We start from the raw sequence: 25,962 nt of genomic DNA, 5'->3' as shown, positions 1-25,962 counted from the left end.
GTACGGCTGTTCATGCCGCTCCCCTCTGCGCCCGGCGCGCCTCGGCGGCGTCGGGCTCGTAGCGGCCGAGGATCAGGACGGCGTTGTTGCCGCCGAAGGCCAGCGCGTTGTTCTGCACGACCTTCAGGTCGGCTTCGATCGCGCGGTTGGGCACGCAGTCGATGTCGCACTCGGGGTCGGTCTCCACGTGGTTGATCGTCGGCGGGATGAAGCCCTCGCGCAGGGCAAGGGTGCAGGCGATCGCGGCGAGGGCGCTGGCCGCGCCCATGGTGTGGCCGATCATCGACTTGATGGAGACCATGCGCGGCGGTGTGCCGCCGAAGACCTGGCGGATCGCGCGGGCCTCGCTGACGTCGTTGGCCTTGGTGCCGGTGCCGTGCGCGGAGATAAGGTCGACGTCGTCCGCGGTGACGCCCGCGTTGTCGTGGGCGAGGCGCACACAGCGGGCGAAGCTGTCCTCGTTGGGCGCGACCGGATGGTCCGCGTCGCAGTTCAGGCCGTAACCGAGCACCTCGGCGTGGATGCGCGCACCCCGTGCGAGGGCCGAGTCCAGGCTCTCCAGCAGCATCATCCCGGCGCCCTCGCCGGTGAGGATGCCCTTGCGGTCGCGGTCGAAGGGCTGGCAGCGCTCGGGGGCGATGGTGCCCAGGCGGTAGAAGCCGGCGAAGGTCTTCAGGCAGACGGCATCCGCCCCGCCGCACAGCGCGAACTCGAACTCCCCGGTGCGCACGGCGTCGTAGCCGTAGCCGATGGCGTAGTTGCCGGCCGCGCAGGCGGTCGGCAGCGTCACGGCCTCGACGTCGACCAGCCCCAACTCCCGGGCGGCGGCCACCGAAAGCCGGCCGGCCGGAACCCGGCGGGCCACGACCGGGTCCATCCGCCGCGGACCGAGTTCCACTTCCTGCCGGGTCAGTCCGTCGAGGTCGCGGGACTCGCCGTCGGTGGTGCCGACGGAGACCAGCGAGCGCACGGCGCGCAGGTCCTCGACCGGGAGGGCGGCGTCCGCGACGGCCATCCGGGCGGCCGCGGCGGCGAAGTGGCTCGCCCGGCCGTACTCGCGCAGCGGCAGCCGGGTGACGAAGCGGGCGGCGTCGAACTCGGTGATCTCGCACGCCCGGGAGTGGTCGAAGCCGCTCGCGTCGAAGGAGGTGATGGGGCCGGCCCCGCTGCGTCCGGCGCGCAGTCCGGTGAGGAACTCGTCGGCGCCGATCCCGATGCTGGTCACGGCGCCGAGGCCGGTGACGACGACGCGCCGCGGTGTCATGGTCGACGACACGCCGCCGCCTACTGCCGGGCCGCGGCGGCCTCGGCCACCACCTCGTACACGCCTTCCAGGTTCACCATGCGGGCGAGTTCCTGCTGGGCGATGGTGATCTTGAACTGCTTCTCCAGGGAGGCGAGTATCTCGATCGCGAGCAGGGAGTCGGCCTCGTGGTCCTCCTTGAAGCGGCTGGTGCGGGTCATCTCGTCGGGTTCGAGTTCGAGGATGTCGGCCACGAGCTCCTTGATCTGGTTCTCGCGCTCCGCGGCGATGTCGGTGCTGGTCATGTCTGTGCTCCTTCTGTCGCATCAGCCGCCGCGTCGGGCGGCCCCCTGTCTGACGCGGCACCGGCCGGGGCCCGGGCGGTGCGCGGTGCGGGCTCAGGCGAGCCGTACGACGGCTCGCGCCCCGGACATCACCTCCAGCCCCTCGAAGCGGGCCCGCAGCCGGATCACGACCCGACGGTCGTCCAGCTTCCGCTCGACGACGCCGGTGATCCGCACGGTCGCGCCGGTGTCGTCGTCGGGCACGACGACCGGACGGGTGAAGCGGCGGACGCTGTACTCGACGAGGGCCGAGGGGTCGCCCGCCCAGTCGGTGACGACCCGTACGGCGGCGGCGATGGTGTAGGTGCCGTGGGCGATGACGTCGGGCAGGCCGACGGCCTTGGCGATCCGTTCGTTCCAGTGGGTGGCGGTGAAGTCCGAGCAGGCGCCGCAGTAGCGGAGCAGGTCGACCCTCCGCACGGTGATGTCCTGCGCGGGTATCTCGGTGCCGACCTCGATGTCGTCGTGGGCGACCTTGGCTGTCATGTCACGCCTCCTGGGGCTGCAGCACCGGGGCCGGGGTCTGCCGGGGCAGGTCCGCCGTGCCGCGGGAGAGGATCGTGTTGACGACGGTGCACACGTGCTCGCCGTCCACCGTGCTGATCCGGTGGGTCATCACCCACTGCTCGTGTTCGCCCATCACACTCATGTCGTCGACGGTCGTGGTCTGCACGAGCCGGTCGCCCGGCCGGATCGGCCGTCGGTGCTCGACCCGTTGGGCCCGGTGCACGCACACCGGTTCCTTCCGCTTGCCGAACTCCGGGTCGTACAGCGGCCAGCCGCCGAAGCGGAAGAAGAGCATGACGGCGAAGGAGGGCGGCGCGATCACGTCCGGGTGGCCGAGCGCCCGTGCCGCCTCGGGGTCGAGGTAGACCGGATGGGTGTCGCCGGTGGCGATCGCGTAGTCGCGGATCTTCTCCCGGCTGACTTCGTAGACCTCGCTCGGCCCGTGGGTGCGGCCGATGAAGTCGTGGTTCAGTGCCATGTCGCCCCCTGGTGTGCGCTGTTCGGCGGGTCAGTCCCGGATGACGGTCTTGGTGCGCATGAGGAATTCCGCGAGGTACCGGTCGTGCGGGAGGCCCGGTCGCATCCAGTACGTCGGGTGGTCGCCGACGTGGACGTTGCTGATGGTCGGCTCGTCGACGAGTTGCTCCAGGAGCCGTTCGTCGTCGGTGATCGCGGTGACGACGAGCGAGTCGCGCAGCGGCGCGATCCCGTCGCCGCGGTTCCAGGGCGCCACCCATACGCAGGGGAAGCCCAGTTCGACGCCGGTCTGCGGGGCGTCGGAGCGGTCGAGCCGGAACACGGCCGGGCGCAGTACGGCGCTGCCGTCGCCCAGGTCGTCCACGACTCCGTCGCCGCCCAGGTGGGCCGTGGCGCTGCCGGCGCTGCGCAGCAGGTATCCCTCGATGGCGCGGGCGGCGGCCAGGGGCTGCACGGGCAGGACGGCCTCGGGATGCCGCGGCGGCAGGCTCGGGATGGCCGCCAGCCTTTCGGCGAGCGCGTCGGCGACGGCGGCCGCCTCGTCGGGGCCGCCCTCGACGAGGACGGCGGTGGCGTTGACGCAGGCGGTGCCGCCCTCGTCCGCGACGGAGTCGACGATGGTGTCCAGGTGGGCTCGCCAGTCTCCGCCGGTCACCAGGATCTTGGCCCGGCCGGGCCCTTGGGGCAGCACAGTGCTGTGCCCGGCGTACTTGCGCACCACGTCGTCGCCGCCGTAGACGAGCGCGAGGTCCGCACCCGCGACGACGGTGTCGGCGACGGTGTGGTCGGTCGGGGTCAGCGCGATGTGGTCGGCGCCGAAGCCCGCCTCGCGCAGCGCGGCGACCAGGCGGTGCGGCGTGAACGGCTCGCGCCGCGAGGGCCGTACGACGACCCGGTAGCCGAGGGCGAGGGCCTCCAGCCACAGGGCGTGCACCCCGGGGTGGTTGCCGGCGGCGTGCACGGCGAAGACGTTCCCGCGCCGGGTCCACACCGCGGCGCCGGTCCGGGTCGCGGGGTCGCGCCAGTCGCCGACGGCGGCCTGGGGCCGGGCCTGGAGCACCGTGCCCGCGGCCTGGGACGCCGCGTCGGCGACGATGCCGGTCGCGGCGCTGACCACGGGGATGGGCAGGCCGGAACAGCGGCTGACCAGCTCGCGGTAGGTGTCCGGGTCCAGTCCGCCGACGGTGCCGGAGGCGAACAGCCGGCCGGCCCGCTCCAGTGCGGCGGCCCGCTCGCCGGGCGGCAGGGGATCGGCCGACCGCAGTGCGGCGAGGGCGCGGTGCACGAACAGCGGTGGCACGATGCTCAGTTCGGCGAGCGGCTGCCCCGTCACGTCGGGCACGGTCAGGCGATTGCGGGCGCGGTAGGGGCCGTTGGCGCCGAACGCGTCGAGCTGGACGAGCTCCTCGCCCGCGTCCCGTAAGGCCGCCCTCGTGGCCGCGGTGGCCGGTCCGGGCATCAGTAGACCCCTTCGATGACGGCCTGGTCGTCGAAGGTGGCCACCGGACTGACGTCGGCGACCGAGTCGCCCATCTGCCCCTCGGGCGGCCGGATGCGCACGGCGGTGTCGCGTTCGAGGTTGTTGGGCAGCAGCATGGCCTTGCTGATGTGGTTCATGACGACCTGGCCGCGCTCGCCGTACGGGACGTTCTCACCGGTCGCGGGGTCGATGACGGAGAAGGTGATGTAGGGCGCGAAGGGGTCGAAGACGCACCGGTCCTCGCCGGCCGGTTCGATGCGCTCCAGCGAGCCGCCGAGGATCATCGTGCTGCCGTAGGCGCCCTGGAGCTGGATGCCGGGGAAGACCTCGGTGCGGAACAGGTGGCGGGTGTCGGCGTCCATGTGGGCGCCGCCCCACTGGATGTGACGCACCTTCCGGTTGATCAGCGCGACCAGCCGCTCGTCCTGCGCGAGCCGCTGGAGCAGCGGCGGGGTCGTGATCAGTACGCCGACGTCCTGGGTCTCCAGCAGGAACCCGGCCTGCGTGACCAGGTGGTCGGCGTAGCGTGCGGCGTCCTCGGCGCGGCCCTGAGCGATGGCCTTCTTCACCCAGCGCGGGTCCATGTCGACCGTGAAGAGGATGCCGCCGCTGCGCCTGGCGCCCTCACGCAGCGCGGCGCCGAAGATGTGCGGGCCGTCGGGCATCAGGGCCAGCCAGTTGACGCCCCGCGGGCAGCCGCGGGCGTCCAGGTGGCGCTGGCTGAAGGCGAGCCAGCGCTCCATCCAGTCGGTCGTGCAGACGACGCGCTTGGGGGCGCCGGTGGTGCCGCCGCTTTCATAGATGCCGTAAAGGTCGTCCGGCAGTGTGAGGCCGCGCGGGATCAACTCCTCGACGCGCACGTCACGCAGTTCGTTGACGAGGTTGGGGAACAGCCTCAGGTCGGCGAAGCTCTTGACGTCCCTGAGCGGGTCGAAGTCGAGCTTGCCCGCCCGCTCGAGCCAGAACGGAGAGCCGGTCTCCGGGCTGAAGTGCCACCGCATCGCCGCGGTGATGAGTTCCTCGCCGTCCGGCGTCTCGTCGGCCGGGCAGTCGAGAACCGGGTCCGTGCGGCCGTGGTCCGACATGTGCGTCCTTCCCCAGGGGCATGGCGATCAGCTGCGATTCCACGCTCGCACAGAGTTACATTCCCAGTCAAGGGATGTGCAATCTTTGACGGCGAGTTAGAGTCGGTGGGAGCGGATGCGCGGGCCGGGGCCGGACGGACCGCCCGGAGACGTCCGAGGACGGGGGAACCAAATGCGGGCGGACTCCCGCGGCCGGACCGCGGAATTACGCGAGTTGCGCGAACGGGTGCGGCACGGACCGAGCGACAAGGCGACCGCGGCTCAGCACGCCAAAGGGAAGCTGACGGCACGTGAGCGGATCGAACTGCTGCTGGACGCCGGGACGTTCCACGAGACGGAGCAACTGCGGCGGCACCGGGCAGTGGGCTTCGGCCTGGAGAACAAACGCCCGTACACCGACGGCGTGATCACCGGCTGGGGCTCCGTCCACGGCCGGACGGTCTTCGTCTACGCCCATGACTTCCGCGTCTTCGGCGGCGCCCTCGGCGAGGCCCACGCGCAGAAGATCCACAAGCTGATGGACATGGCGCTGGCCGCAGGGGCCCCGCTCGTCTCGCTCAACGACGGTGCCGGCGCCCGCATCCAGGAGGGCGTCACCGCGCTCGCCGGGTACGGCGGCATCTTCCTGCGCAACACCCGCGCCTCCGGGGTGATTCCGCAGATCAGCGTGATGCTGGGCCCGTGCGCGGGCGGCGCCGCCTACAGCCCCGCGCTGACGGACTTCGTGTTCATGGTGCGGGACACCTCCCAGGTGTTCGTCACCGGCCCGGACGTGGTCAAGGCGGTGACCGGCGAGGAGATCGGCCACGACGGACTGGGCGGCGCGGACGTGCACGCGGGGACGAGCGGCGTGTGCCACTTCGCGTACGACGACGAGGAGACCTGCCTCGAGGAGGTGCGGTACCTGCTGTCCCTGCTCCCCGCCAACAACCGCGAGCAGCCGCCGCGGGTGCCGTCCACCGACCCTCCCGACCGGGCGGGCACGGCACTGCTGGACCTGGTCCCCGCGGACGGCAACCGCGCCTACGACATGCGGGCGGTGATCGGGGAACTGGTCGACGACGGCGAGTTCTTCGAGGTGCACGAGCACTGGGCGACCAATGTCGTGGTGGGCCTGGCCCGGCTGGACGGCCATGTCGTCGGCGTCGTCGGCAACCAACCCGCCCGGCTCGCCGGGGTGCTGGACACCCGGGCCAGCGAGAAGGCGGCCCGCTTCGTCCAGATGTGCGACGCGTTCAGCATCCCGCTCGTCACCCTGGTGGACGTCCCCGGGTTCCTGCCCGGCGTCGCCCAGGAGCACGGCGGCATCGTCCGGCACGGCGCGAAGCTGCTGTACGCCTACTGCAACGCCACCGTGCCGCGGGTCTCCGTCGTCCTGCGCAAGGCCTATGGCGGGGCGTACATCGTCATGGACTCGCAGTCCATCGGCTCCGACGTGACGTATGCCTGGCCGACGAACGAGATCGCCGTGATGGGCGCGGAGGCCGCGGCCGACGTGATCTTCCGCCGGCGGATCGCCGAGGCCGACGACCCGCAGGCCGTCCGCGCCGCGCTGGTCAAGGAGTACGCCGCCGAGCTGATCCATCCGTACTACGCGGCCGAACGCGGCCTCGTCGACGACGTCATCGACCCCGCCGAGACCCGCGGGACGCTGGTGCGCACCCTGGACATGCTCCGCTCGAAGCACGCCGATCTGCCCTACCGCAAGCACGGCAACCCACCACAGTAGGCGGGGAGTTCAAGGGCCCGTCCAGGATTCTCCCGGGCTGTACCGGAGCTGTTCCGCGGCCCTTCCGGGGCTCTGCCGCGACCCTTCCGGGTGCTCTTCCGGGGCGAAACTTTCGCGTCGCCCCGTCGGCCTTTCCCCTGCGTACGCGGTCGGCACATAGTGAGGGGGCTGTCTGGCGACGGGGGCGTGCGACGCCCCGTGAAGGGACGAGATGACGCGCAAGAACGCCCTGGTGGTCCGCGGCGGATGGGAGGGGCATCAGCCGGTCCGGGCGACGGAACTGTTCCTGCCCTTCCTGCGCGCCAACGGGTACGCCGTCCGGATCGAGGAGTCCACCGACGTCTACGCCGACGCCGACGCGATGTCCGGCACCGACCTCGTCGTGCAGTGCGTGACGATGTCGCAGATCACCGCCGAGCAGTTGGCGGGGCTGAGCGGGGCGGTCGTCGCGGGCACCGGCCTCACCGGCTGGCACGGCGGGATCGCCGACTCGTTCCGGGCCTCGTCCGACTATCTCCATCTGGTGGGCGGGCAGTTCGCGACGCATCCGGGCAAGGAGCCGTGCGAGCGCCGGGGCGGCCAGGAGGACAACTACCTGCCGCACAGCGTCAGCATCACCGAGCTCGGCCGCGAACACCCCATCACCGCCGGTATCGAGGACTTCGAGCTGGACACCGAGCAGTACTGGGTGCTCCACGACGACCTGATCGACGTGCTCGCCACGACGACCCATCCGGTCCGGCCGTGGCATCCCTGGCACCGCCCGGTCACCTCGCCGGCGGTGTGGACCCGTCGGTGGGGCGCCGGACGCGTCGTCGTGACGACCCCGGGGCACAGCCTCGACGTACTGGAACACCCCGCGGTCCGCACCGTCATCGAGAGGGGCATGCTGTGGGCGACGCGCACCGCATCGGCATCGTAGGACTCGGCGTCATCTCCCGTGCCTACCTGGACACGCTCGTCGGCCACCCCGCGGTACGCGTCACGGCGGTCGCCGACCTCGACGCCTCCCGCTCGGCCGCCGTCGCGGCGGAAGTACCCGGCGTCGAGGCCATGGGCGTGGAGGAGCTGCTGAGCAGCCCGGACGTGGACACGGTCCTCAACCTCACCGTCCCCGCGGCGCACGCCGAGATCGCCCTGCGCGCGATCGGCCACGGCAAGAACGTGTACGGGGAGAAGCCGCTGACGGCCGAACTCGCCGACGCGCACACCGTGTTGGAGGCAGCCGCGAAGGCGGGCGTCACCGTGGGCTGCGCCCCGGACACCGTCCTGGGCTCCGGCATCCAGACCGCGCGGGCGGCCGTGGCCGCGGGGACCATCGGGCGCCCCCAGTTCGCGTCGGCGGTGATGGTCACGCCGGGCCACGAACGCTGGCATCCGCACCCCGACTTCTACTACACCGCCGGCGGCGGCCCGCTGCTGGACATGGGGCCGTACTATCTCGCGTCCCTGGTCCATCTGCTGGGGCCTGTGCGTGCCGTGACGGGGGCGGCCGGCCGGCTGCGCGACGAGCGCGTCATCGGCTCCGGTCCGCGCGCGGGCGAGCGCATCCCGGTCGAGGTCGACACGCACGTAAGCGGCGTGCTGGAGCACGTCGGCGGGACGCTGACGACGATCACGACCAGCTTCGACGGCGTGGCCACGACCGCCACACCGATCGAGGTGCACGGCGAGACCGGCACGCTCGCGGTGCCCGACCCGAACCGCTTCGACGGCGAGGTCCGGCTCTTCGCACTCGGCGACACCCAGTGGCGCACACAGCCGGTCTCGGCGGGCTACGTCGACGGCGCCCGTGGCGTCGGCCTGCTGGACTTCGTCACCGCCGGCCCGCGGCGAGCACCCCGCGCAAGCGGCGAACTCGCCCTGCATGTACTGGAGACGATGACCGCGCTCCTGCGCTCGGCGTCCGAGGGCCGCCGCATCGAGCTGACTACCTCGGTACAGCCGCCCGTGTCCGTACCGCTGACCGCGGCCACGGAATGGCGGGGTGCCGGCGCCCGATGACCGCGGCTCCGGTCAGTCCACCGGCCAGGTGTGGGCGGCCGCGTTCAGATGCATGTACTCCATGTAGGTCCGGGTCATCCGCCGCAGCGCCTCGTCTCGGTCGGTGCCGGCCTTCTCCAGGTGGTGGACCGTCTCCGCCTGCCACAGGGCGCCGTTGCGGGCGGTGACGCAGCGCTGCTCGATGATGCCGAGCAGGGGTTCGCGCCAGGCCGCGTCCATGCCGGCGAGTTCCAGGCCCCGGTGGGCCTGGGCCAGCAGGCGCCGCAACACCAGTTCCGTGACCGGGACCTCGCCCATGCCGGGCCAGTACAGGCGGGCGTCGATGCCGTCGCGGGCGGCGGTGTGGAGGTTCTCCTCGGCCACCGAGAAGGACATCCGGGTCCAGACCGGCCGGTCGTCGTCGACCAGGGCGCGCGTGAGGCCGTAGTAGAAGGCGCCGTTGGCGATGGTGTCGGCGACGGTGGGGCCGGCGGGCAGGACCCGGTTCTCGATGCGCAGATGGGGGCCGCTCTCGGTGACGGCGTAGACGGGGCGGTTCCAGCGGTAGATCGTGCCGTTGTGCAGGGTCAGTTCGCCCAGCTGCGGTGCGTCGCCGCGGTCGTGCGCCTCCTGCGGGTCCTCGTCGTCGCACAGCGGCAGAAGGGCCGGGAAGTAGCGCACGTTCTCCTCGAAGAGGTCGAAGACGCTGGTGATCCAGCGCTCCCCGAACCACACCCGGGGCCGTACGCCCTGCGCCTTGATCTCCACCGGACGGGTGTCCGTGGCCTGCTCGAACAGCGGGATGCGCGTCTCGCGCCACAGCTCCTTGCCGAAGAGGTACGGCGAGTTCGCCGCGAGGGCGATCTGTACGCCGGCGACCGCCTGGGCGGCGTTCCAGTAGTCGGCGAACTCCCGCGGCGAGACCTGGAGGTGATATTGCGTGCTGGTGCAGGCGGCCTCGGGGGTGATGGTGTCGGCGTACGTCGACAGGCGCTCCACCCCGTCGACGGTGATCCGGAGGTCCTCGCCCCGCGCGGCGAAGATCTGCTCGTTGAGCAGCCGGTAGCGCGGATCGCCGGACAGCGCGGTCTCGTCCACGTCGGTCTCGCCCAGCGTCGGCAGGATGCCGACCATGATCAGGTGTGCGCCCACGGCGGAGGCGCGTTCCTCGGCGTGGTTGAGCGCTTCACGGATGGCCTGCTCCCACGCCCCGGGCCCGCCGGTCGTCAGCTCGCGCGGCGGGATGTTGATCTCCAGGTTGAAGCGGCCCAGCTCGCTCGACCAGGCGGGATCTGCGATGGCCCGCAGGACGTCGGTGTTGCGCATCGCCGGCCGCCCGTCGGCGTCGACCAGGTTGAGCTCGATCTCCAGCCCGACCTGCGGCCGCTCGCTCTCGAAGGTCGACTCGCGCAGCATCTGGGCCAGCACGTCGAGGCAGGTGTGCATCTTGTCCCGGTACCGGCGGCGATCCTCCCGCGTGAACACCAGGGCCGGAACGTCACGTCCCATCGTGCCCTCCCGAGTCCCCTCGGCGGATACCTCTCGTCCCAGAGTGGCACTTCGGACGGCACCGGGACAGTCAGGGGACGACGTCGGTCCGGTCGGGTGCGCGAGCCGGAGATGCCCCATCCCGTGTTCCGGCCCACGTCAGATCCCCCTTGCCGCCCGTCTCGCACCCACCTAGCCTGAGTTTGTGCCGCAAATAAACAAAGCCCGTCAGCACAATGTCGTGCCGGGCACCAGCCGCGACCTGACCCGCCTGCGTACAGCCATCACCGCCTTCTTCGCCCTGGACGGCTTCCTCTTCGCCGGCTGGGTCGTCCGGATCCCCGCCATCAAGCACCAGACCGGCGCCTCCGCCGGTGACCTCGGCCTCGCCCTCCTCGGCGTCTCCGCCGGCGCCGTCCTCACCATGACGCTGACCGGCCGGCTCTGCCGCCGCTACGGCAGCCACCAGGTCACGGTCGTGTGCGCCGTACTCCTGTCCCTCAGCGTGGCCCTGCCCCCGCTGACCCACTCGGTGCTCGCCCTCGGCGCCGTCCTGCTGATCTTCGGAGCGGCCTACGGCGGCATCAACGTCGCCTTCAACAGCGCGGCCGTGGACCTCGTCACCGCCCTGCGCCGGCCGATCATGCCCAGCTTCCACGCGGCCTTCAGCCTCGGCGGCATGGTCGGCGCGGGCCTCGGCGGACTGGTCGCGGGGGCCCTCTCCCCCACCCTGCACCTCGCGGGCCTCGCCGTCGTCGGACTGCTCGTGACGGCGGTGGCCGCCCCGACGCTGCTGCGCCACGAGCCGCCGTCCGCCCCGCCCCCCGCACCCTCCGCACCCTCCGCCCCCGAGACCTCCCGCCGCCCGCAGGGCCGAGTCCGCGGTCTGGTGATCGTCTTCGGCCTGATCGCCGGGTGCACGGCCTACGGCGAGGGCGCCATGGCCGACTGGGGCGCCCTGCACCTCGAACAGGACCTGGACGCCTCGTCCGGTGTCGCCGCCCTCGGCTACACCTGCTTCGCGCTGGCCATGACCATCGGCCGGCTCAGCGGTACGGCCCTGCTCGAACGGCTCGGTCACGGCCGTACCGTCATCGCGGGCGGCGCCACCGCCGCGGCCGGAATGCTGCTCGGTTCGCTCGCGCCGAGCCTGTGGGCCGCGCTGCTCGGCTTCGCGGTGACCGGCCTCGGCCTGGCCAACCTCTTCCCCGTGGCCGTCGAACGCGCGGGCACCCTCGCCGGCCCGAGCGGCGTAGCCACGGCCTCGACCTTCGGCTACGGCGGCATGCTCCTCGGCCCGCCCGCCATCGGCTTCATGGCGGACTGGATCTCCCTGCCCGTCGCCCTGACCAGCGTCGCCGTACTCGCGGCCATCGCCACGCTCATCGGCGTCGCCACCCGGCGCGCGGTGCCGAACTGACCCCGTCGGAGCGCGCGTTGCGGGCCCGGCGCATTGTCGGTCCCGCCCGCGCCGCGGATGATGACCGGATGGCACGACTCCACGACATCGTCATCGACTGTGCCCGTCCGGCCGCCACCGCTCGCTTCTGGGCCGCCGCCCTCGACGGTTACGCCGTCGCCCCGTACGACGACGCCGAGCTCGCCCGACTGCGGGCCCGGGGCATCGCCGGCCTGGAGGACGACCCCACCGTGTTGGTCGAACCCGTCGGCGGCGGCCCCCGGCTGTGGTGTCAGCTCGTCCCGGAGCCCAAGCGCGGCAAGAACCGACTGCACCTGGACCTGGTCTCCGCCGACCCGGAGACCGAGATCGCCCGGCTCACCGCGCTCGGCGCGACCGTGCGGACCCGCCACGAGGACCACTGGGTGCTGACCGACCCCGAGGACAACGAGTTCTGCCTGTTCCCGACTTCGTCCTGAGCGTCCTCACACCCGGGCGAGCTCCGCGGCACCGAAGGACACATCGAAGCGGTCGCACCAGATGCTGACGCTGCTGTACCGGGACAGATCGACATCCCCCGGCACGGCATAGTTCTGGCTTCCCTTGTTGCCCTTGAGCCGGCCGAGGCTGATGTGCGCGCCGTCGTCGAACACGCGCCAGCCGCCCACGCCCTCCTTCACCGGCGCGTCCGTCAGCCACACCCGCAGGTCCGGTCCGTTGCTGGTGTCGAGGTTCTCCAGCCGCAGGACATGGGAACCGTCGGCCAGCCGCAGCAGTTTCACCGAGCCCGAGGTCGCGTGCTCATGGCTGATCAGCTCACCGCCCGCCAACGTCTTCGGCCCGGGTGCCGTCGAGGCCGGTGCGGAGGTTCCCACCGCGGCGGGCAGGGCCTCCTCCACGGTCGTGTCCTGCCACAGCTTCCACGGCTGGAACCAGTACAGCCCGAGGCCGCCCGCGACGAGGACCAGCACCAGCACCCCGAGTCCCAGCGGCCCCCACAGCGCCTTCCGCACGCGCCCCATACCCGTCTCGCTTTCCGGTAGTCGTCCGTCGCCGTCCATTCAACGGAACCCGGAGCCCGCCGTGTACACGCGGCGTGATGACGAAAGTCTTACGTCGACGCGGAGGCCCGTCTCCCGTGGAGCCCTCTCCATCCGGCACACTCTCCCCCATGGAGACAGCCGACTTCGTGCGCACACTGGACCGTGAGGGCCTGCTGCTGGCCGCGTCCGCCGAGCAGGCGGGCACGGACGCCAAGGTTCCGACCTGCCCGCAGTGGCAGGTGCGGGACCTGGTGCGGCACACCGGGACGGTGCACCGCTGGGCGGCGGCGTTCGTGACCGAGGGGTACACCTCCTACCAGCCGGACGGCGGCCTGCCCGACCTCGACGGGGCGGAGCTGCTCACCTGGTTCCGGGAGGGCCACCGCCACCTGGTCGACACGCTCACGGACGCACCCGCCGACGTGGAGTGCTGGCACTTCCTGCCCGCCCCGACCCCGCTGGCGTTCTGGGCCCGCAGGCAGGCGCACGAGACGACGATCCACCGCTTCGACGCCCAGTCCGCGCTCGGCGGCACCCCGGACGAGATCGGGACCGGCTTCGCCGCGGACGGCGTCGACGAGCTGCTGCGCGGCTTCCACGCCCGGTCCAAGAGCCGCGTCCGCAGCGCCGAACCCCGGGTGCTGCGAGTGCGGGCGACCGACACGGACGACGCCGTGTGGACCGTACGGCTTTCGCAGGAGCCGCCCGTGACCGAGCGCGGCGACACCGCCCCGGCGGACTGCGAGATCTCCGGTCCGGCCGACCTGCTCTACCTGTCGCTGTGGAACCGGCTGCCCTTCCCGCAGGTGAGCGGCGACGCCTCCATCGGCGCGCTGTGGCGGGAGAAGTCCGCCGTCATCTGACGCCGGACCCGGCCCGTGCGCGGGTCAGTTCGTCAGCATCCTGGTCAGCACCGCGCGCTGCAGCGGCAGCACCTCGCCGTGCAGCGCGCGCCCCTTGGCCGTGAGGGCCACCACCACGCCGCGCCGGTCCTGCGCGCACATGCAGCGCTCCACGAGGCCGTCCTTCTCCAGCCGGGCGATCAGCCGGGACAGCGCGCTCTGACTGAGATGGACGCGCTCGGAGATCTCCTGCACCCGCAGCGACGAGCCACGGCGCGCCGAGCCGCCGGCCAGGACGTCCAGGACCTCGAAGTCACTGGCGCACAGGCCGTGTTGATGCAGTGCGCGGTCGAGTTCGCACTGGGTGCGCGCATGCAGCGCCAGGATGTCCCGCCACTGGTCCACGAGCGCCTGCTCGGCCTTCTTCGCCGCCATGGGCGCACCGTAGCAGAATTCCACGATCATTGCACTCGCATTAAATGCATTTGCATCTCATGCATGCGCATGTAGTGTCCTCGGCATGACCTCTCCGCTCAACTCCCCGGCGGCCGCGTCCTCCACGGCCCGCTGGACGCCCCGGCTGTGGGGCACCCTGCTGGTGCTGTGCGCCGCGATGTTCCTGGACGCGCTGGACGTGTCGATGGTGGGCGTGGCCCTGCCGTCCATCGGCGCCGACCTGGGCCTTTCGACCTCGACCCTGCAATGGATCGTCAGCGGCTACATCCTGGGCTACGGCGGCCTGCTCCTCCTCGGCGGACGCACCGCCGATCTGCTGGGCCGGCGCCAGGTGTTCCTGGTGGCCCTGGGCGTCTTCGCGGTGGCCTCGCTGCTCGGCGGTCTCGTCGACTCGGGTCCGCTGCTGATCGCCAGCCGCTTCATCAAGGGCCTGGCCGCGGCGTTCACGGCACCGGCGGGCCTGTCCATCATCACCACGACCTTCGCCGAGGGCCCGGTGCGCAACCGCGCCCTGTCGATCTACACGACCTGCGGCGCCACCGGCTACTCGATGGGCCTCGTCTTCTCCGGCCTGCTCACCGAGGCCAGTTGGCGTCTGACGATGCTGCTGCCCGCGCCCATCGCGCTGATAGCCCTGGCCGTCGGCCTGAAGCTGCTGCCGCGCAGCGAGCGGGAGAAGGCGGAGGGCGGCTACGACATCCCCGGCGCCGTCCTCGGCACCGCGTCGATGCTGCTGCTCGTGTTCACCGTCGTACAGGCCCCCGAGGCCGGCTGGGGATCGGCCCGCACGATCCTGTCCTTCGTCGCGGTCGCCGTCCTGCTCACCGCCTTCGTCCTGGTCGAGCGGCGCAGCCCGAGCCCGCTGATCCGGCTGGGCGTGCTGCGTTCCGGGGCGCAGGTGCGGGCGCAACTGGGCGCGTTGACGTTCGTCGGCAGCTACATCGGCTTCCAGTTCCTGGTGACTCTGTACATGCAGCAACTGCTCGGCTGGTCGGCGCTGCACACGGCACTGGCCTTCCTGCCCGCGGGTGCGCTCGTGGCGCTGTCGGCGACGAAGGTCGGTGCGGTCATCGACCGGTTCGGTACCGCCCGGCTGATCGCGGTCGGCTTCGCCCTGATGGTCGCTGGCTATTTGCTGTTCCTGCGCATCGACCTCGACCCGCTCTACGCGGCGGTGATCCTGCCGACGATGCTGCTGGTCGGCTCCGCCTTCGCGCTGACGTTCCCGTCGCTCAACGTCCAGGCCACCAACGGCGTCGACGAGCACGAGCAGGGCATGGTCTCGGGTCTGCTCAACACCTCGGTGCAGGTGGGCGGCGCGCTGTTCCTGGCCGTGGTGACGGCGGTCCTGACCGCGAACGCGCCGAAGGAGCCGGCGTCCCCGCAGGCCGTGCTGGACAGCTATCTGCCCGCTCTGGTCGTGATCACGGGGATCGCGGTCGTGGGGCTGCTGATCGCCCTCACCGGACTGCGCGCGCGCCGCGGGCAGCGGACCGTCGTGGTCGCCAAGTCCACCGCCAAGGAGGCGGAAGCGGAGCGCGTGGCGGTCCGCGACTAGGCCCTGTCGTTTGGATCAGCTCGGCCTTGAGGTGCGGTTCTTCTCATCCGACCCGAGCGGGGCATGGCGCGTGCAGCTGCAAGGCGGAGGAGGGAGTCAACGCGGAGCGTTGGCGACCGACGACAACGCCGCAGATGTGCGTGCCATGCCCCGCGACGCCGAGATGATCCAAACGGCAGGGCCTAGGGGGGACGCACTCCCATGTGTGCCCGGCGGAGCCGCTTGCTCCGCCGGGCACACCCCTGTTTGACTCGAGGGATGGAGAGTCACGGGGGACGGCGCGGTCAGGCCGAGCGGGACGCGATCACCGTCGAGATCGGGTACGCGCTGTTCAGCGCGGCGTTCGCGGCGGCGCTGCTGTTCGCGGCGATCGTCGGGCCGGCATACGTCTTCGACCTGTCGAAGGGCACCCGCGGCACACTCGTCGGCGTCGGCACCACGGTCGCGGTCGTGCTGTTCTTCGCCCGGGTCGTCAGCGTCCTGACGCGGTTCCGCCGGGAGTCTCAGCCCAACCAGCCGGGCCGCACCAACCCCGACTCGTAGGCCAGCACCACGAGTTGGGCACGGTCGCGGGCGCCGAGCTTCACCATGGTCCGGCTGACGTGGGTCTTCGCGGTGAGCGGGCTGACCACCAGGCGGCGGGCGATCTCCTCGTTGGACAGGCCGATGCCGACCAGCGCCATCACCTCCCGCTCGCGCTCGGTGAGTTCGGTGAGCGTGTCGGCGGCCGCGGGTTCCTTGGAGCGGGCGGCGAACTCGGCGATCAGACGGCGGGTCACACCGGGCGACAGCAGCGCGTCGCCCTCGACCACGGCCCGTACGGCACGCAGGAGTTCGTCCGGTTCGGTGTCCTTGACCAGGAAGCCGGAGGCACCCGAGCGAATCGCCTCGAAGACGTACTCGTCGAGTTCGAAGGTGGTGAGCATGACCACCTTCACCCCCGCCAGCGCGTCGTCGTCGGTGATCCGGCGGGTCGCGGCGAGTCCGTCGAGGAGCGGCATGCGGATGTCCATCAGGACGACGTCGGGCCGCAGTTCGCGCACCTTGCGCAGCGCCTCGTCGCCGTCGGCGGCCTCGCCGGCCACCTCGATGTCGGGCTGCGCGTCGAGCAGCGCGCGGAAGCCGGCCCGCACCAGTGACTGGTCGTCGGCGAGCAGTACGCGGATCACCGGTCCTCCTTCGTCTCGGCGGGTGCCTTGAGCGGCAGTACGGCGAGCACCCGGAACCCGCCGTCGTCGCGCGCGCCCGCCTCGATCGTGCCACCGAGCGCTGCCGCCCGCTCCCGCATTCCGGCCAACCCGTTGCCGCTGCCGCCCGCGTCGGCGCCGGTCGCGGGTCCGTCGTCGTCGATGCGCAGCCGCAGTGTCGCGCCGTCGCCGTGATCGAGGTGCACCCGTGCGTGCCGTGATCCGGAGTGGCGTACGACGTTGGTCAGGGCCTCCTGCACGATCCGGAAGGCGGCGAGGTCGGTGCCGGGCGCCAGGCGGGGCGGCTCGCCCTCGACGTCGACGGTGAGGCCGGCGCTCGCGGCCTGCCGGACCAGTTCGGGCAGCCGGTCGAGACCGGGGGCGGGGGCGCGCGGGGCGTCGCCGGGGGTACGCAGCGTGTCGAGGACCTGGCGGACCTCGCCGAGCGCCTCCTTGCTCTTGGCCTTGATGGTGGTCAGCGCCAAGCGTGCCTGTTCGGGGTCGGTGTCGAGCAGCGCGAGGCCGACGCCCGCCTGGACGTTGATCACGGAGATGCTGTGTGCGAGGACGTCGTGCAGTTCGCGTGCGATCCGCAGCCGTTCCTCGTCGGCCCGCCGCCGGGCCGCCTGCGCCCGTTCGGCGCGCTCCTTCACCCACTGCTCGCGTCTGGTCCTGGCCAGCTCCGACACCGCCACGATCGCCGCGACCCAGGCGGCGATCACGCCCTCCTGCCCCCAGGGGGCGGCCGGGTCGCCGGAGGGCGGCAGCCACTCGTAGAGCCAGTGCCCCACCAGCACATGGGCGACCCAGAGCACTCCGACCGCCGTCCAGGCGGCCTTGCGGTGCCCCATGACGATGGCGTTGAAGCAGGCCACGGCGACGGTCAGGAAGACCGGTCCGTAGGGGTATCCGGCGCCGAGGTAGACCATGGCGGCGGCGGTCGTGCCGAACGCGACGGCCACGGGGTGGCGCTTGCGCCACAGCAGCAGTCCGCCGGCGACGAGCAGCAGGACGCGGGCGAAGGGGTCGAGGTCCTCGCGGTCGTGCTGGCCGCGCGCCGCGTAGTTCGAGCCGGCCATCACGAAGAACGTGATCAGCAGAGTGGAGCGCCAGGGCCAGCGCTGGACGCGCTCCTCGCCGTCCTCCCACCTGTTCCACCACGGCGGGCCGTGCCGCCACCACATCGGCGGACCGCCGCCGCGGCGTGCCTGCTGCTCGTCCATGCCCGCCACGCTAGACGCGCCGACCGCCCGGCGGCGTCACCCGCGCGTGGTGATCACGCGTACTCCCCGCGAAGTACGTCCCCCACCCCGGACTTCCGCAGGCGGTGCCCCTCGGGCCGGGTCCCGCGGCTCACTCCAGGCCCACTCCGTGAGCGAGCCGGACCACGGCATGGCGGAAGAACGGCTCCCTGTCCTCCACGACCCGGTTGAACTGCCCGAACAGCTCGAACCCGACGAGCCCGAAGAGCTGTGCCCAGGCCGCGACGAGCGCGACGACCGTCGCCGGGGGGAGGTCGGGGGCCAGGTCGGCCGTCATGCGCTCGGCCTCGGTGCGCAGGCCGGCGGGCAGGGCCGGCGGCTCGGCGAGAACATCGCGCCGGTGGGCGTCCCGGAGGATGCCGATGAGGAGGAGGCCGACGCGGGAGGCGGGCGGGACCGTGGTGTCGGGGGCGATGTATCCCGGCACGGGCGAGCCGTAGATCAGCGCGTACTCGTGCGGACTGCGCAGCGCCCAGGCGCGTACGGCGTCCGCCACCGCCGACCAGCGCCGGACGGGTCCGGCGTCCGCGACCTCCGCGTGCGCGGCCTCCGCGCTCTCGCCGAGGGAGTCGTAGGCGTCGATGATGAGAGCGGTCAGCAGGTCGTCCCGGCTGGGGAAGTAGCGGTAGAGCGCGGAGGAGACCATGCCGAGTTCGCGGGCCACGGCGCGCAGCGACAGCTTGGCGGCGCCCTCGGCGGCGAGCTGTCTGCGGGCCTCGTCCTTGATGGCCGCGGTGACTTCCATCCTGGCGCGGGCGCGGGCGCCCTGTGCGGTGCTGCTCATGTGAGGCAGTCTCCCACGAAAGACGGAGCAGTGCACACAATCGAGAGCACCGCTCTTGCTTTGGATCGCCATTCTCGTGCACACTGCTCTCAAGCGAGAGCAGTGCTCTCTCAACTCGTTCTCCGGGAGTCTCCATGTCGTCGCCGTACTACCTCAAGGGCAGTCCGCTGAACGTCCGCCTCAACAGCGTGATCGGCTGGCTGGCCCGGCACGGGCTCAGCATCGCGGGCACGGCGGAGATGTCGGTGCGCGGTCGCAAGAGCGGCAGGATGCAGCGCATCCCGGTCAACCCGCACGTCCACGAAGGCGCGCAGTACCTCGTCTCGGCCCGCGGCCACTCGCAGTGGGTGCGCAACATGCGTGCCGCAGGGGGCGGGGAGCTGCGGGTCGGCCGCAAGGTCCGCGAGTTCACCGCGGTGGAGCTTCCCGACTCGGAGAAGCTCCCGCTCCTGCGGACCTATCTGGAGAAGTGGGGCTGGGAGGTCAACCAGTACTTCCAGGGCGTCACCGCGAAGTCCTCCGACGAGGAGATCATCGCCTGCGCCCCCGACCACCCCGTCTTCCGGATCACCGTCCAGAAGTGAACCGGCACCCTTGCCGAGCAGGGGACCGTCAGGAGGTCGCCTCGTCGCCCGCCGGTACCGGGTCGCCCACCGGCGCCTGGCGGCGGTCCATCGCGGTCAGGGCGCGCTGGGCCATGGGGTGGGCGCGGACCAGCTCGCCCAGCGACGTCGAGCCGCGGGTGATGTCCATGAACGCCTTCCAGGCCGGCCGCAGACCGGTCAGCGCCGCGTGGAAGAGCCCGGGACGGCGCTCGAACACCGTCAGCAGCCGCTTGCCGACGCTCATCTCGACGCCGAGTCCCGCCTTGATCGCGAAGGCGTAGTTCAGAGCCTGGCGCCGGGCGTCCACGGCGTCGTGCGCCTCGGCGATCCGCACCGCCCACTCCCCCGCGAGCCGCCCCGACCGCAGCGCGAACGAGATGCCCTCCCGTGTCCACGGCTCCAGCAGTCCCGCCGCGTCACCGCACACCAGCACCCGCCCGCGCGACAGCGGGGAGTCGTCCGCCCGGCAGCGGGTCAGATGCCCGGAGGAGATGCTCGGTTCGAAGCCGGCGAGGCCGAGCCGCCCGATGAACTCCTCCAAGTACCGCTTGGTCGCGGCGCCTTCGCCGCGCGCCGAGATGACACCGACCGTGAGCGTGTCGCCCTTGGGGAACACCCAGCCGTAACTCCCGGGGATCGGGCCCCAGTCGATGAGGACCCGGCCCTTCCAGTCCTCGGCGACCGTCTCCGGCACCGGGATCTCCGCCTCGAGACCGAGATCGACCTGGTCGAGCTTCACCCCGACATGCGCTCCTATACGGCTCGCGCTGCCGTCCGCGCCTACCACGGCCCGCGCGAGCAGCGTCTCGCCGCCCTGCAGGACGACGGCGACGGAGCGCCGGTCCGGCACCGCCGAGCCGTGCTGTTCGACGCGCTGGACGGTGACGCCGGTGCGCACCTCGGCGCCCGCCTTCTGCGCGTGCTCGACGAGTTGCTGGTCGAACTCGGGCCGGTTGATCAGACCGAACAGCATCTGCTTGGAGCGGCGGGTGCGGGTGAAACGGCCGTTGTTCGAGAACGTCACCGCGTGCACCCGGTCCCGGAAGGGCAGCTCGAAGCCGGGCGGCAGCGAGTCCCGGGAGGGTCCGATGATGCCGCCGCCGCATGTCTTGTAGCGCGGCAGCTCGGCCTTCTCCAGCATCAGTACGCGCCGCCCGGCGACCGCCGCCGCGTACGCGGCCGAGGCCCCCGCCGGTCCCGCACCCACCACGACGACGTCCCACACCTGCTGCACGTCGTCCGCCGAAGAGTTCTCGCTGCTCACGATGGTCTACTGCTCCCGATCAAGCCGCCCGCTGCTGCTGTCCCCCGCATCCTACGGCGGGCATCGTCGCAGGCCGCTGTGGGAGGATCACAGCACTCACACGTATAACGTCGCACCCACAAGGAGCGTGCCCATGTCGTCGAATCCGGTCGCCGAGACCGTCGCCTCGCTGATGCCCAGGGCGCGGGCGGAGCTCACCGAACTGGTGGCGTTCAAGTCGGTGGCGGACTTCGACCAGTTCCCGAAGAGCGAGAGCGAGGGCGCCGCCCGCTGGGTCGCCGACGCGCTGCGCGCCGAGGGCTTCGAGGACGTCGCCCTGCTCGACACCCCCGACGGCACTCAGTCGGTGTACGGCCACCTGCCCGGGCCCGAGGGCGCGAAGACGGTCCTGCTGTACGCCCACTACGACGTGCAGCCCCCGCTGGACGAGGCCGCCTGGAGCACCCCGCCCTTCGAGCTCACCGAGCGCGACGGCCGCTGGTACGGACGCGGGGCCGCCGACTGCAAGGGCGGCCTCATCATGCACCTGCTGGCGCTGCGCGCGCTCAAGGCGAACGGCGGCGTGCCGGTACACCTGAAGGTGATCGCCGAGGGCTCGGAGGAGATGGGCACCGGCGGTCTGGAGCGCTACGCCGAGCAGCACCCCGAACTGCTGGCCGCCGACACCATCGTGATCGGCGACGCGGGCAACTTCCGCGTCGGACTGCCCACGGTCACCTCCACCCTGCGGGGCATGACCTCGGTGCGCGTGCAGATCGACACCCTCGAAGGCAACCTGCACTCCGGCCAGTTCGGCGGGGCCGCGCCGGACGCGCTCGGCGCGCTGATCCGCGTACTGGACTCGCTGCGCGCCGAGGACGGTTCGACGACGGTGGACGGGCTGACCGGCGAGTCGTCGTGGCAGGGGCTCCAGTACGACGAGCAGCAGTTCCGCGACGACGCCAAGGTCCTCGACGGCGTCGAGCTGCTCGGCTCCGGCACGGTCGCCGACCGCATCTGGGCCCGCCCGGCCGTCACGGTCCTCGGCATCGACTGCCCGCCGGTCGTCGGCGCCACCCCGTCGGTGCAGTCGAGCGCGCGTGCCCTGCTGAGCCTGCGGGTGCCGCCGGGCGTGGACGCGGCCGACGCGACCAAGCTGCTCCAGGCCCACCTGGAGAACCACACGCCGTGGGGCGCCCGGGTGCGCACCGAGCAGACCGGCCAGGGCCAGCCGTTCCGCGCCGACACCAGCAGCCCGGCGTACCAGGCGATGGCGGACGCGATGGCGGTGGCGTACCCCGGCCAGGAGATGCAGTACGCCGGCCAGGGCGGCTCGATCCCGCTGTGCAACACCCTCGCCGCGCTGTACCCGGACGCGGAGATCCTCCTGATCGGCCTGAGCGAGCCGGAGGCGCAGATCCACGCCGTGAACGAGAGCGTGTCGCCGCAGGAGCTGGAGCGGCTGTCGGTCGCCGAGGCGCTGTTCCTGCGGAATTACGCGGCGAGTTGAGGGTCGCGGCGGTGAGGATGGGTGCGTGACCCGTACCGAACGCCTCGCCGCCCACACCGAGATCGCCACGTCGCTCGCGCTGCTCTCCGACCGTGAACTCGCCGCTCTCGTGGAGTCGGGCACACCGCTCGGCACCGGGATCGGCGGGCGTTCGGCGCTGGTCGAGGTGGACGGCGGACAGGTGTTCGTGAAGCGGGTGCCGCTCACCGACGTCGAGCTGCGGCCGGAGAACGTCCGCTCCACGGCGAACCTGCTGGACCTGCCTGCCTACTTCCACTACGGGATCGGCAGCCCGGGGTTCGGTGCCTGGCGCGAACTCGCCGTGCACACGATGACCACCAACTGGGTACTGGCCGACCGGTTCCAGGGCTTCCCGCTGACCCATCACTGGCGGGTCCTGCCCGACACCCCGCAGCCGCCCCACGAGTTGCTCGCCGACCTGGAGCGGGTCGTCGCCTTCTGGGGCGGCGGCCCGCAGGTGCGCGAGCGGCTGGAGGGGCTGCGGACGGCGTCGGCGAGCCTGGTGCTGTTTCTGGAGTACGTGCCGTACACCCTGAGCGACTGGCTGGACGCCCGGGTGCGCACGGACGACGCCGACGCCGCGTGCGCCTTCGTGGACAAGGAGCTCACGGCCGTCACCGGCTTCCTGCGCGAGGAGCGCCTGCTGCACTTCGACGCCCACTTCCAGAACTTCCTCACCGACGGGCAGCGGCTGTACCTCGCCGACTACGGCCTCGCCCTCTCCGCCCGCTTCCCGCTCACCCCGCAGGAGCGGGACTTCTTCGAGCGGCACCGGGACTACGACCGCGTATACACCGCCTTCCACTACGTGAACTGGCTCGCGACCGCCCTGTACGGCCATGACCGGGACGGCCGCGAGACCTTCGTGCGTGCCTGCGCCGACGGCGAGCCGGCCCGGGGGATCCCGCGGGCCGCCGCCGGCATCATCGAGCGCTACGCGCCGCTCGCCGCCGTCATGGGCGACTTCGCCCGGCAGCTCCAGAACGAGAGCAGGCTGACCCCGTTCCCCGACGCGGAGCTGCGGCTCGCTCAGGAAGGCTGCGGAATGCCCGCCTCCAGGTAGAGCGCCGCCCCGCGTTCACGTGCCCTGAGCGCCCAGCGCAGGCGCTCGTAGCGCACCGGCGGCAGCAGTTCGGCGGCCTCCTCCTCGGTGACGAAGCGCCAGTCGCGCAGCTCGGGTCCCGGCAGCAGCAGACGCCCAGCCTCCTCGGAGTCGAGCCGGCCGCCGTCGAAGAGCAGCCGCAGACCGCCGTAGCCAGGAGGCATGGGCCGCTCCCAGTCGACGACCAGAAGGCGCGGTACGTCGTCGAGTCGTATCCCCGTCTCCTCCGCGACCTCACGAATGCCCGCCCGCGCCGGTGCCTCACCGCGCTCGACGACACCGCCGGGGAACTCCCAGCCGGGCTTGTACGTGGGATCGACGAGCAGCACCCGGTCCTGCTCGTCGAAGAGGAGGACGCCCGCGGCGAGGGTCTCGGCGGTGGGCTCGGGCGTCTGCACGATGTCGCAGACCGGAACCGTCCCGTCACCGACCGCCTCGGCGATCCGGACAGCGGTCTCGTACGGCGTCAGACCGCTGTTGTCGACCGGGTAGGCATCGGCGGTGAGCCAGGAGCCGAGCGCGGTGCGATACGGCTCTATGTGGTCGTACGACCACTGCCGGATCCGTATCTCGCCGTCGGGCAGCTCCGGCGGGACCTCCCGGCCCGCTATTCGCTCCCGCAGGATCGTTTCCGCCGGGGTGAGGAGCACATGCTGGACGGTGATGCGGCGGGCGGCGAGACCGCCGAAGATCTCGTCGCGGTACTCCTGGCGCAGCAGCGTCATCGGGACCACGAGGGTCCCGCCGAGCTCGGCGTGCAGTGCGGCTGCCGTGTCGATCACGAGACGGCGCCAGATCGGCAGGTCCTGGAAGTCACCGACCTCGGTGAGGTGTTTGGGCGGGAGCAGGTGGGTGAGTGCTCCGCCGATGACCTCGGGGTCGAAGAGCGTGCTGTTCGGGATCAGCTCGATCAGTTCCCGTGCGGCGGTGGTCTTCCCCGCACCGAAAGCGCCGTTGATCCAAACGATCACGTTTCCCCCTCTTCTGTTTGGCCCCCTGTGGCTTGCCCGCTCCACCCTGCCACGGAAACCAGCTCTCGTAGAGAGCGCATGACAACGGCGCCGGAGCCCCCTCGGATGCGGGGCAGCGGCGCCGTGCGGTCGGGTCGGCGGGCTCGTCAGCCCTTCTTTCCGGGCTTCCCGTGCGGGGCGTTGTTCACGGCCCGGTCCGTCTCGCGGTTGATCGCCTTGCCGAAGGTGTCCAGCGCCTGGTCCACGTTGACCCCGGCGAGCTTGGTCGTACCGGTGGTGCCGAGGCCGCCGAGCTTCTTGCCGGTCATGTCCAGGCCGGCGGCCTTGACCTGGCCACCGGTGGTGCCGGGCAGTCCGGCCGAAGGGGACCCGGTGCCGGAGGTGCCGGAGTTCTCGACCGAGTGGGACGGAGTGACCGCCGCGACGACGAATCCGGTGGCCAGGGAGGCAATGGCGAGCATGCTGCGCTTCTTCATGACCGGTTCAACTGTGAAACGGCCTTGGAGTCACGCCCCACCTCAGGACGAACCGGACACCAGCGCACCCTCAGCCCCGGCCCGGTCCCGGTCGCCGCGGCGCCGCCGTACGAGATCGCCGGCCGCTTCCGGCCAGTCGGCGTACGCGAAGTCGAAGCCCTCGGCGAGCAGCCGGCCGGGGACGACACGCCGGCTCTTCAGCAGGAGCTCGGTGTCCGTGCGCAGGGCGAACGCGCCGAGCTCGGCCATCGCCCTCGTCGCGGGCAGGCCCACGGGGATGCCCCAGGCCGAGCGCAGCTCCCGCATGAACGCGCGTTGAGGCAGAGGCCGGGGAGCGGCGAGGTTCACCGGTCCGCGCAGGTCGTCCCGCTCGACCAGGAACTCGACCGCGCGCACGAAGTCCCGGTCGTGGATCCAGGAGACGTACTGTCCGCCGCCCGCGACCGGGCCGCCGAGCCCCAGCCGCGCGAGCCTGAGCAGAACGTCGAAGACGCCGCCGCGGTCAGGGCTCATGACCATGGCGGAGCGCAGGGCGACCTTGCGGGTGTGCGGCGTGTCGGCCACCTCCTGCGCCCGCTCCCAGGCCCTGGCGATCTCGACGCTGTACGACCAGTAGTCCGGCACGTCGGGCTCGCTGCCGCCGATGACGCCGGTCGCCTCGTCGTTCGGGGCGTCGAAGCGGTGGGCGTAGACGGTGGCCGTGCTCATCTGGAGCCAGACCCCGGGCGGCCGGGCGGCAGCGGCGATCGCCTCGCCGACGATTTCCGTGGAGTGCACCCGCGAATCCATCATGTCCCGCAGATTGGCCGGGGTGTAGCGGCAGCTGACACTGCGCCCCGCGAGGTTGATCACGACGTCGCTGCCGTCGATCTCCTCGGCCCACGGCCCCCATGTCCGCCCGTCCCACGCGACCTCGCGCTCGTGTGCGGGCCGCCTGGTCAGGACGACGACCTCATGGCCCGCCGCGCTCAACGCGCGGTTGAGGATCGCGCCCACCTGCCCGGTTCCTCCGGGAATCACTATCTTCATCGGCTCCCCCTCGGTGTGGGAGTGAGCCTATCGCAGAATGTTGAACGCGTTCAAAACGCGCACCGCCGAAAATGCGCCAGGTCCACAGGTTCCGCTACGCACCACTTTCCAACACACTCCGACAGGTTCTACCGTGAG

27 protein-coding genes are annotated in these 25,962 nt (G+C 71.7%); 11 read left to right on the top strand and 16 right to left on the bottom strand.

Annotated features, from left to right (window positions below):
• Window positions 1-10: 10 nt before the first annotated feature.
• From CP983_RS38650 to CP983_RS38625, 6 genes are all read right to left on the bottom strand, one after another.
• Window positions 11-1,264 carry a beta-ketoacyl-[acyl-carrier-protein] synthase family protein gene (locus CP983_RS38650; RefSeq protein ID WP_107912226.1) on the bottom strand — a complete coding sequence of 418 codons (1,254 nt, stop codon included), beginning with the start codon at window positions 1,262-1,264 and terminating at the stop codon, window positions 11-13.
• A gap of 20 nt (window positions 1,265-1,284) precedes the next feature.
• A complete protein-coding gene (locus CP983_RS38645; RefSeq protein WP_030965519.1) occupies window positions 1,285-1,548 on the bottom strand; it encodes an acyl carrier protein in 264 nt (87 codons plus the stop codon).
• 93 nt (window positions 1,549-1,641) lie between these two features.
• Window positions 1,642-2,073 carry a MaoC/PaaZ C-terminal domain-containing protein gene (locus CP983_RS38640; protein WP_150504869.1) on the bottom strand — a complete coding sequence of 144 codons (432 nt, stop codon included), beginning with the start codon at window positions 2,071-2,073 and terminating at the stop codon, window positions 1,642-1,644.
• A 1-nt stretch (window position 2,074) separates the two neighbouring features.
• A complete protein-coding gene (locus CP983_RS38635; protein WP_107911649.1) occupies window positions 2,075-2,572 on the bottom strand; it encodes an FAS1-like dehydratase domain-containing protein in 498 nt (165 codons plus the stop codon).
• Between the two features lie 30 nt (window positions 2,573-2,602).
• The gene (locus CP983_RS38630; RefSeq protein ID WP_150504867.1) at window positions 2,603-4,030 is read right to left on the bottom strand and encodes an aldehyde dehydrogenase family protein; all 1,428 of its coding nucleotides are present in this window, start codon (window positions 4,028-4,030) and stop codon (window positions 2,603-2,605) included.
• On the bottom strand, window positions 4,030-5,136 hold the full coding sequence (locus CP983_RS38625; RefSeq protein WP_150504864.1) for an acyl-CoA synthetase family protein: 1,107 nt from the start codon (window positions 5,134-5,136) through the stop codon (window positions 4,030-4,032). The genes CP983_RS38630 and CP983_RS38625 overlap by 1 nt, the downstream gene beginning before the upstream one ends.
• 172 nt (window positions 5,137-5,308) lie before the next feature.
• On the opposite strand from CP983_RS38625, the gene CP983_RS38620 reads away from it, so the two are divergent.
• From CP983_RS38620 to CP983_RS38610, 3 genes are all read left to right on the top strand, one after another.
• Window positions 5,309-6,865, top strand: a complete 1,557-nt coding sequence (locus CP983_RS38620; RefSeq protein ID WP_150504862.1) for an acyl-CoA carboxylase subunit beta — start codon at window positions 5,309-5,311, stop codon at window positions 6,863-6,865.
• A 211-nt stretch (window positions 6,866-7,076) separates the two neighbouring features.
• Window positions 7,077-7,787 (top strand): ThuA domain-containing protein, encoded by a 711-nt coding sequence (locus tag CP983_RS38615; RefSeq protein ID WP_150504860.1) that lies wholly within the window; start codon window positions 7,077-7,079, stop codon window positions 7,785-7,787.
• A complete protein-coding gene (locus CP983_RS38610) occupies window positions 7,757-8,869 on the top strand; it encodes a Gfo/Idh/MocA family protein (protein ID WP_150504858.1) in 1,113 nt (370 codons plus the stop codon). Before CP983_RS38615 ends, CP983_RS38610 begins: the two co-directional genes overlap by 31 nt.
• 12 nt (window positions 8,870-8,881) lie before the next feature.
• On the opposite strand, the gene CP983_RS38605 is transcribed toward CP983_RS38610, so the two are convergent.
• Complete coding sequence (locus CP983_RS38605) at window positions 8,882-10,357, bottom strand: glutamate-cysteine ligase family protein (protein WP_107911661.1); 1,476 nt, start codon at window positions 10,355-10,357, stop codon at window positions 8,882-8,884.
• A gap of 220 nt (window positions 10,358-10,577) precedes the next feature.
• On the opposite strand from CP983_RS38605, the gene CP983_RS38600 reads away from it, so the two are divergent.
• Together CP983_RS38600 and CP983_RS38595 are read left to right on the top strand one after the other, a co-directional pair.
• Complete coding sequence (locus CP983_RS38600) at window positions 10,578-11,756, top strand: MFS transporter (RefSeq protein WP_150504856.1); 1,179 nt, start codon at window positions 10,578-10,580, stop codon at window positions 11,754-11,756.
• Between the two features lie 68 nt (window positions 11,757-11,824).
• Window positions 11,825-12,214 carry a VOC family protein gene (locus CP983_RS38595; RefSeq protein ID WP_150504854.1) on the top strand — a complete coding sequence of 130 codons (390 nt, stop codon included), beginning with the start codon at window positions 11,825-11,827 and terminating at the stop codon, window positions 12,212-12,214.
• A 6-nt stretch (window positions 12,215-12,220) separates the two neighbouring features.
• On the opposite strand, the gene CP983_RS38590 is transcribed toward CP983_RS38595, so the two are convergent.
• A complete protein-coding gene (locus CP983_RS38590) occupies window positions 12,221-12,757 on the bottom strand; it encodes a DM13 domain-containing protein (RefSeq protein WP_107911667.1) in 537 nt (178 codons plus the stop codon).
• A gap of 149 nt (window positions 12,758-12,906) precedes the next feature.
• On the opposite strand from CP983_RS38590, the gene CP983_RS38585 reads away from it, so the two are divergent.
• A complete protein-coding gene (locus CP983_RS38585; protein WP_150504852.1) occupies window positions 12,907-13,641 on the top strand; it encodes a maleylpyruvate isomerase family mycothiol-dependent enzyme in 735 nt (244 codons plus the stop codon).
• Between the two features lie 24 nt (window positions 13,642-13,665).
• On the opposite strand, the gene CP983_RS38580 is transcribed toward CP983_RS38585, so the two are convergent.
• Entirely contained in the window at window positions 13,666-14,055 is a 390-nt protein-coding gene (locus tag CP983_RS38580; RefSeq protein ID WP_167537821.1) for a MarR family winged helix-turn-helix transcriptional regulator, read from the bottom strand.
• 85 nt (window positions 14,056-14,140) lie between these two features.
• Here CP983_RS38580 and CP983_RS38575 point away from each other — a divergent pair, with 85 nt between their 5' ends.
• Window positions 14,141-15,634 carry an MFS transporter gene (locus tag CP983_RS38575; protein ID WP_150504850.1) on the top strand — a complete coding sequence of 498 codons (1,494 nt, stop codon included), beginning with the start codon at window positions 14,141-14,143 and terminating at the stop codon, window positions 15,632-15,634.
• A gap of 258 nt (window positions 15,635-15,892) precedes the next feature.
• The gene (locus CP983_RS38565) at window positions 15,893-16,177 is read left to right on the top strand and encodes a DUF6332 family protein (protein WP_107911676.1); all 285 of its coding nucleotides are present in this window, start codon (window positions 15,893-15,895) and stop codon (window positions 16,175-16,177) included.
• On the opposite strand, the gene CP983_RS38560 is transcribed toward CP983_RS38565, so the two are convergent.
• The 3 genes from CP983_RS38560 to CP983_RS38550 all read right to left on the bottom strand — a co-directional run bounded on the left by CP983_RS38560 (window position 16,138) and on the right by CP983_RS38550 (window position 18,867).
• Window positions 16,138-16,803, bottom strand: coding sequence for a response regulator transcription factor (locus CP983_RS38560; protein WP_107911678.1), 666 nt, complete (start codon window positions 16,801-16,803; stop codon window positions 16,138-16,140). The genes CP983_RS38565 and CP983_RS38560 overlap by 40 nt on opposite strands.
• Window positions 16,800-18,044 (bottom strand): sensor histidine kinase, encoded by a 1,245-nt coding sequence (locus CP983_RS38555; protein ID WP_150504848.1) that lies wholly within the window; start codon window positions 18,042-18,044, stop codon window positions 16,800-16,802. Before CP983_RS38555 ends, CP983_RS38560 begins: the two co-directional genes overlap by 4 nt.
• 130 nt (window positions 18,045-18,174) lie before the next feature.
• Window positions 18,175-18,867, bottom strand: a complete 693-nt coding sequence (locus tag CP983_RS38550; RefSeq protein ID WP_189748843.1) for a TetR/AcrR family transcriptional regulator — start codon at window positions 18,865-18,867, stop codon at window positions 18,175-18,177.
• Window positions 18,868-19,001: 134 nt separating this feature from the next.
• On the opposite strand from CP983_RS38550, the gene CP983_RS38545 reads away from it, so the two are divergent.
• The gene (locus CP983_RS38545) at window positions 19,002-19,451 is read left to right on the top strand and encodes a nitroreductase family deazaflavin-dependent oxidoreductase (protein WP_150504846.1); all 450 of its coding nucleotides are present in this window, start codon (window positions 19,002-19,004) and stop codon (window positions 19,449-19,451) included.
• A 28-nt stretch (window positions 19,452-19,479) separates the two neighbouring features.
• Here CP983_RS38545 and CP983_RS38540 read toward each other — a convergent pair whose 3' ends face one another.
• The gene (locus CP983_RS38540) at window positions 19,480-20,736 is read right to left on the bottom strand and encodes a geranylgeranyl reductase family protein (RefSeq protein ID WP_125528827.1); all 1,257 of its coding nucleotides are present in this window, start codon (window positions 20,734-20,736) and stop codon (window positions 19,480-19,482) included.
• A gap of 133 nt (window positions 20,737-20,869) precedes the next feature.
• Between CP983_RS38540 and CP983_RS38535 the strand changes: the two genes are divergently transcribed.
• Window positions 20,870-22,225, top strand: coding sequence for a dipeptidase (locus CP983_RS38535; protein WP_125528828.1), 1,356 nt, complete (start codon window positions 20,870-20,872; stop codon window positions 22,223-22,225).
• A 25-nt stretch (window positions 22,226-22,250) separates the two neighbouring features.
• A complete protein-coding gene (locus CP983_RS38530) occupies window positions 22,251-23,309 on the top strand; it encodes a protein kinase family protein (protein WP_150504844.1) in 1,059 nt (352 codons plus the stop codon).
• Here the strand turns inward: CP983_RS38530 and CP983_RS38525 are convergent.
• From CP983_RS38525 to CP983_RS38515, 3 genes are all read right to left on the bottom strand, one after another.
• Window positions 23,276-24,319 (bottom strand): NUDIX hydrolase, encoded by a 1,044-nt coding sequence (locus CP983_RS38525; protein ID WP_150504842.1) that lies wholly within the window; start codon window positions 24,317-24,319, stop codon window positions 23,276-23,278. The genes CP983_RS38530 and CP983_RS38525 overlap by 34 nt on opposite strands.
• A gap of 146 nt (window positions 24,320-24,465) precedes the next feature.
• Complete coding sequence (locus tag CP983_RS38520) at window positions 24,466-24,795, bottom strand: hypothetical protein (protein WP_107911695.1); 330 nt, start codon at window positions 24,793-24,795, stop codon at window positions 24,466-24,468.
• A gap of 42 nt (window positions 24,796-24,837) precedes the next feature.
• On the bottom strand, window positions 24,838-25,824 hold the full coding sequence (locus CP983_RS38515) for a TIGR01777 family oxidoreductase (protein ID WP_150504840.1): 987 nt from the start codon (window positions 25,822-25,824) through the stop codon (window positions 24,838-24,840).
• Between the last annotated feature and the right edge of the window lie 138 nt (window positions 25,825-25,962).

This window comes from Streptomyces chartreusis (assembly GCF_008704715.1).
GTDB classification, from domain to species: domain Bacteria; phylum Actinomycetota; class Actinomycetes; order Streptomycetales; family Streptomycetaceae; genus Streptomyces; species Streptomyces chartreusis.
Note: the sequence above shows the minus strand (reverse complement) of the source record. Positions and strands in the feature narration are given on the sequence as shown.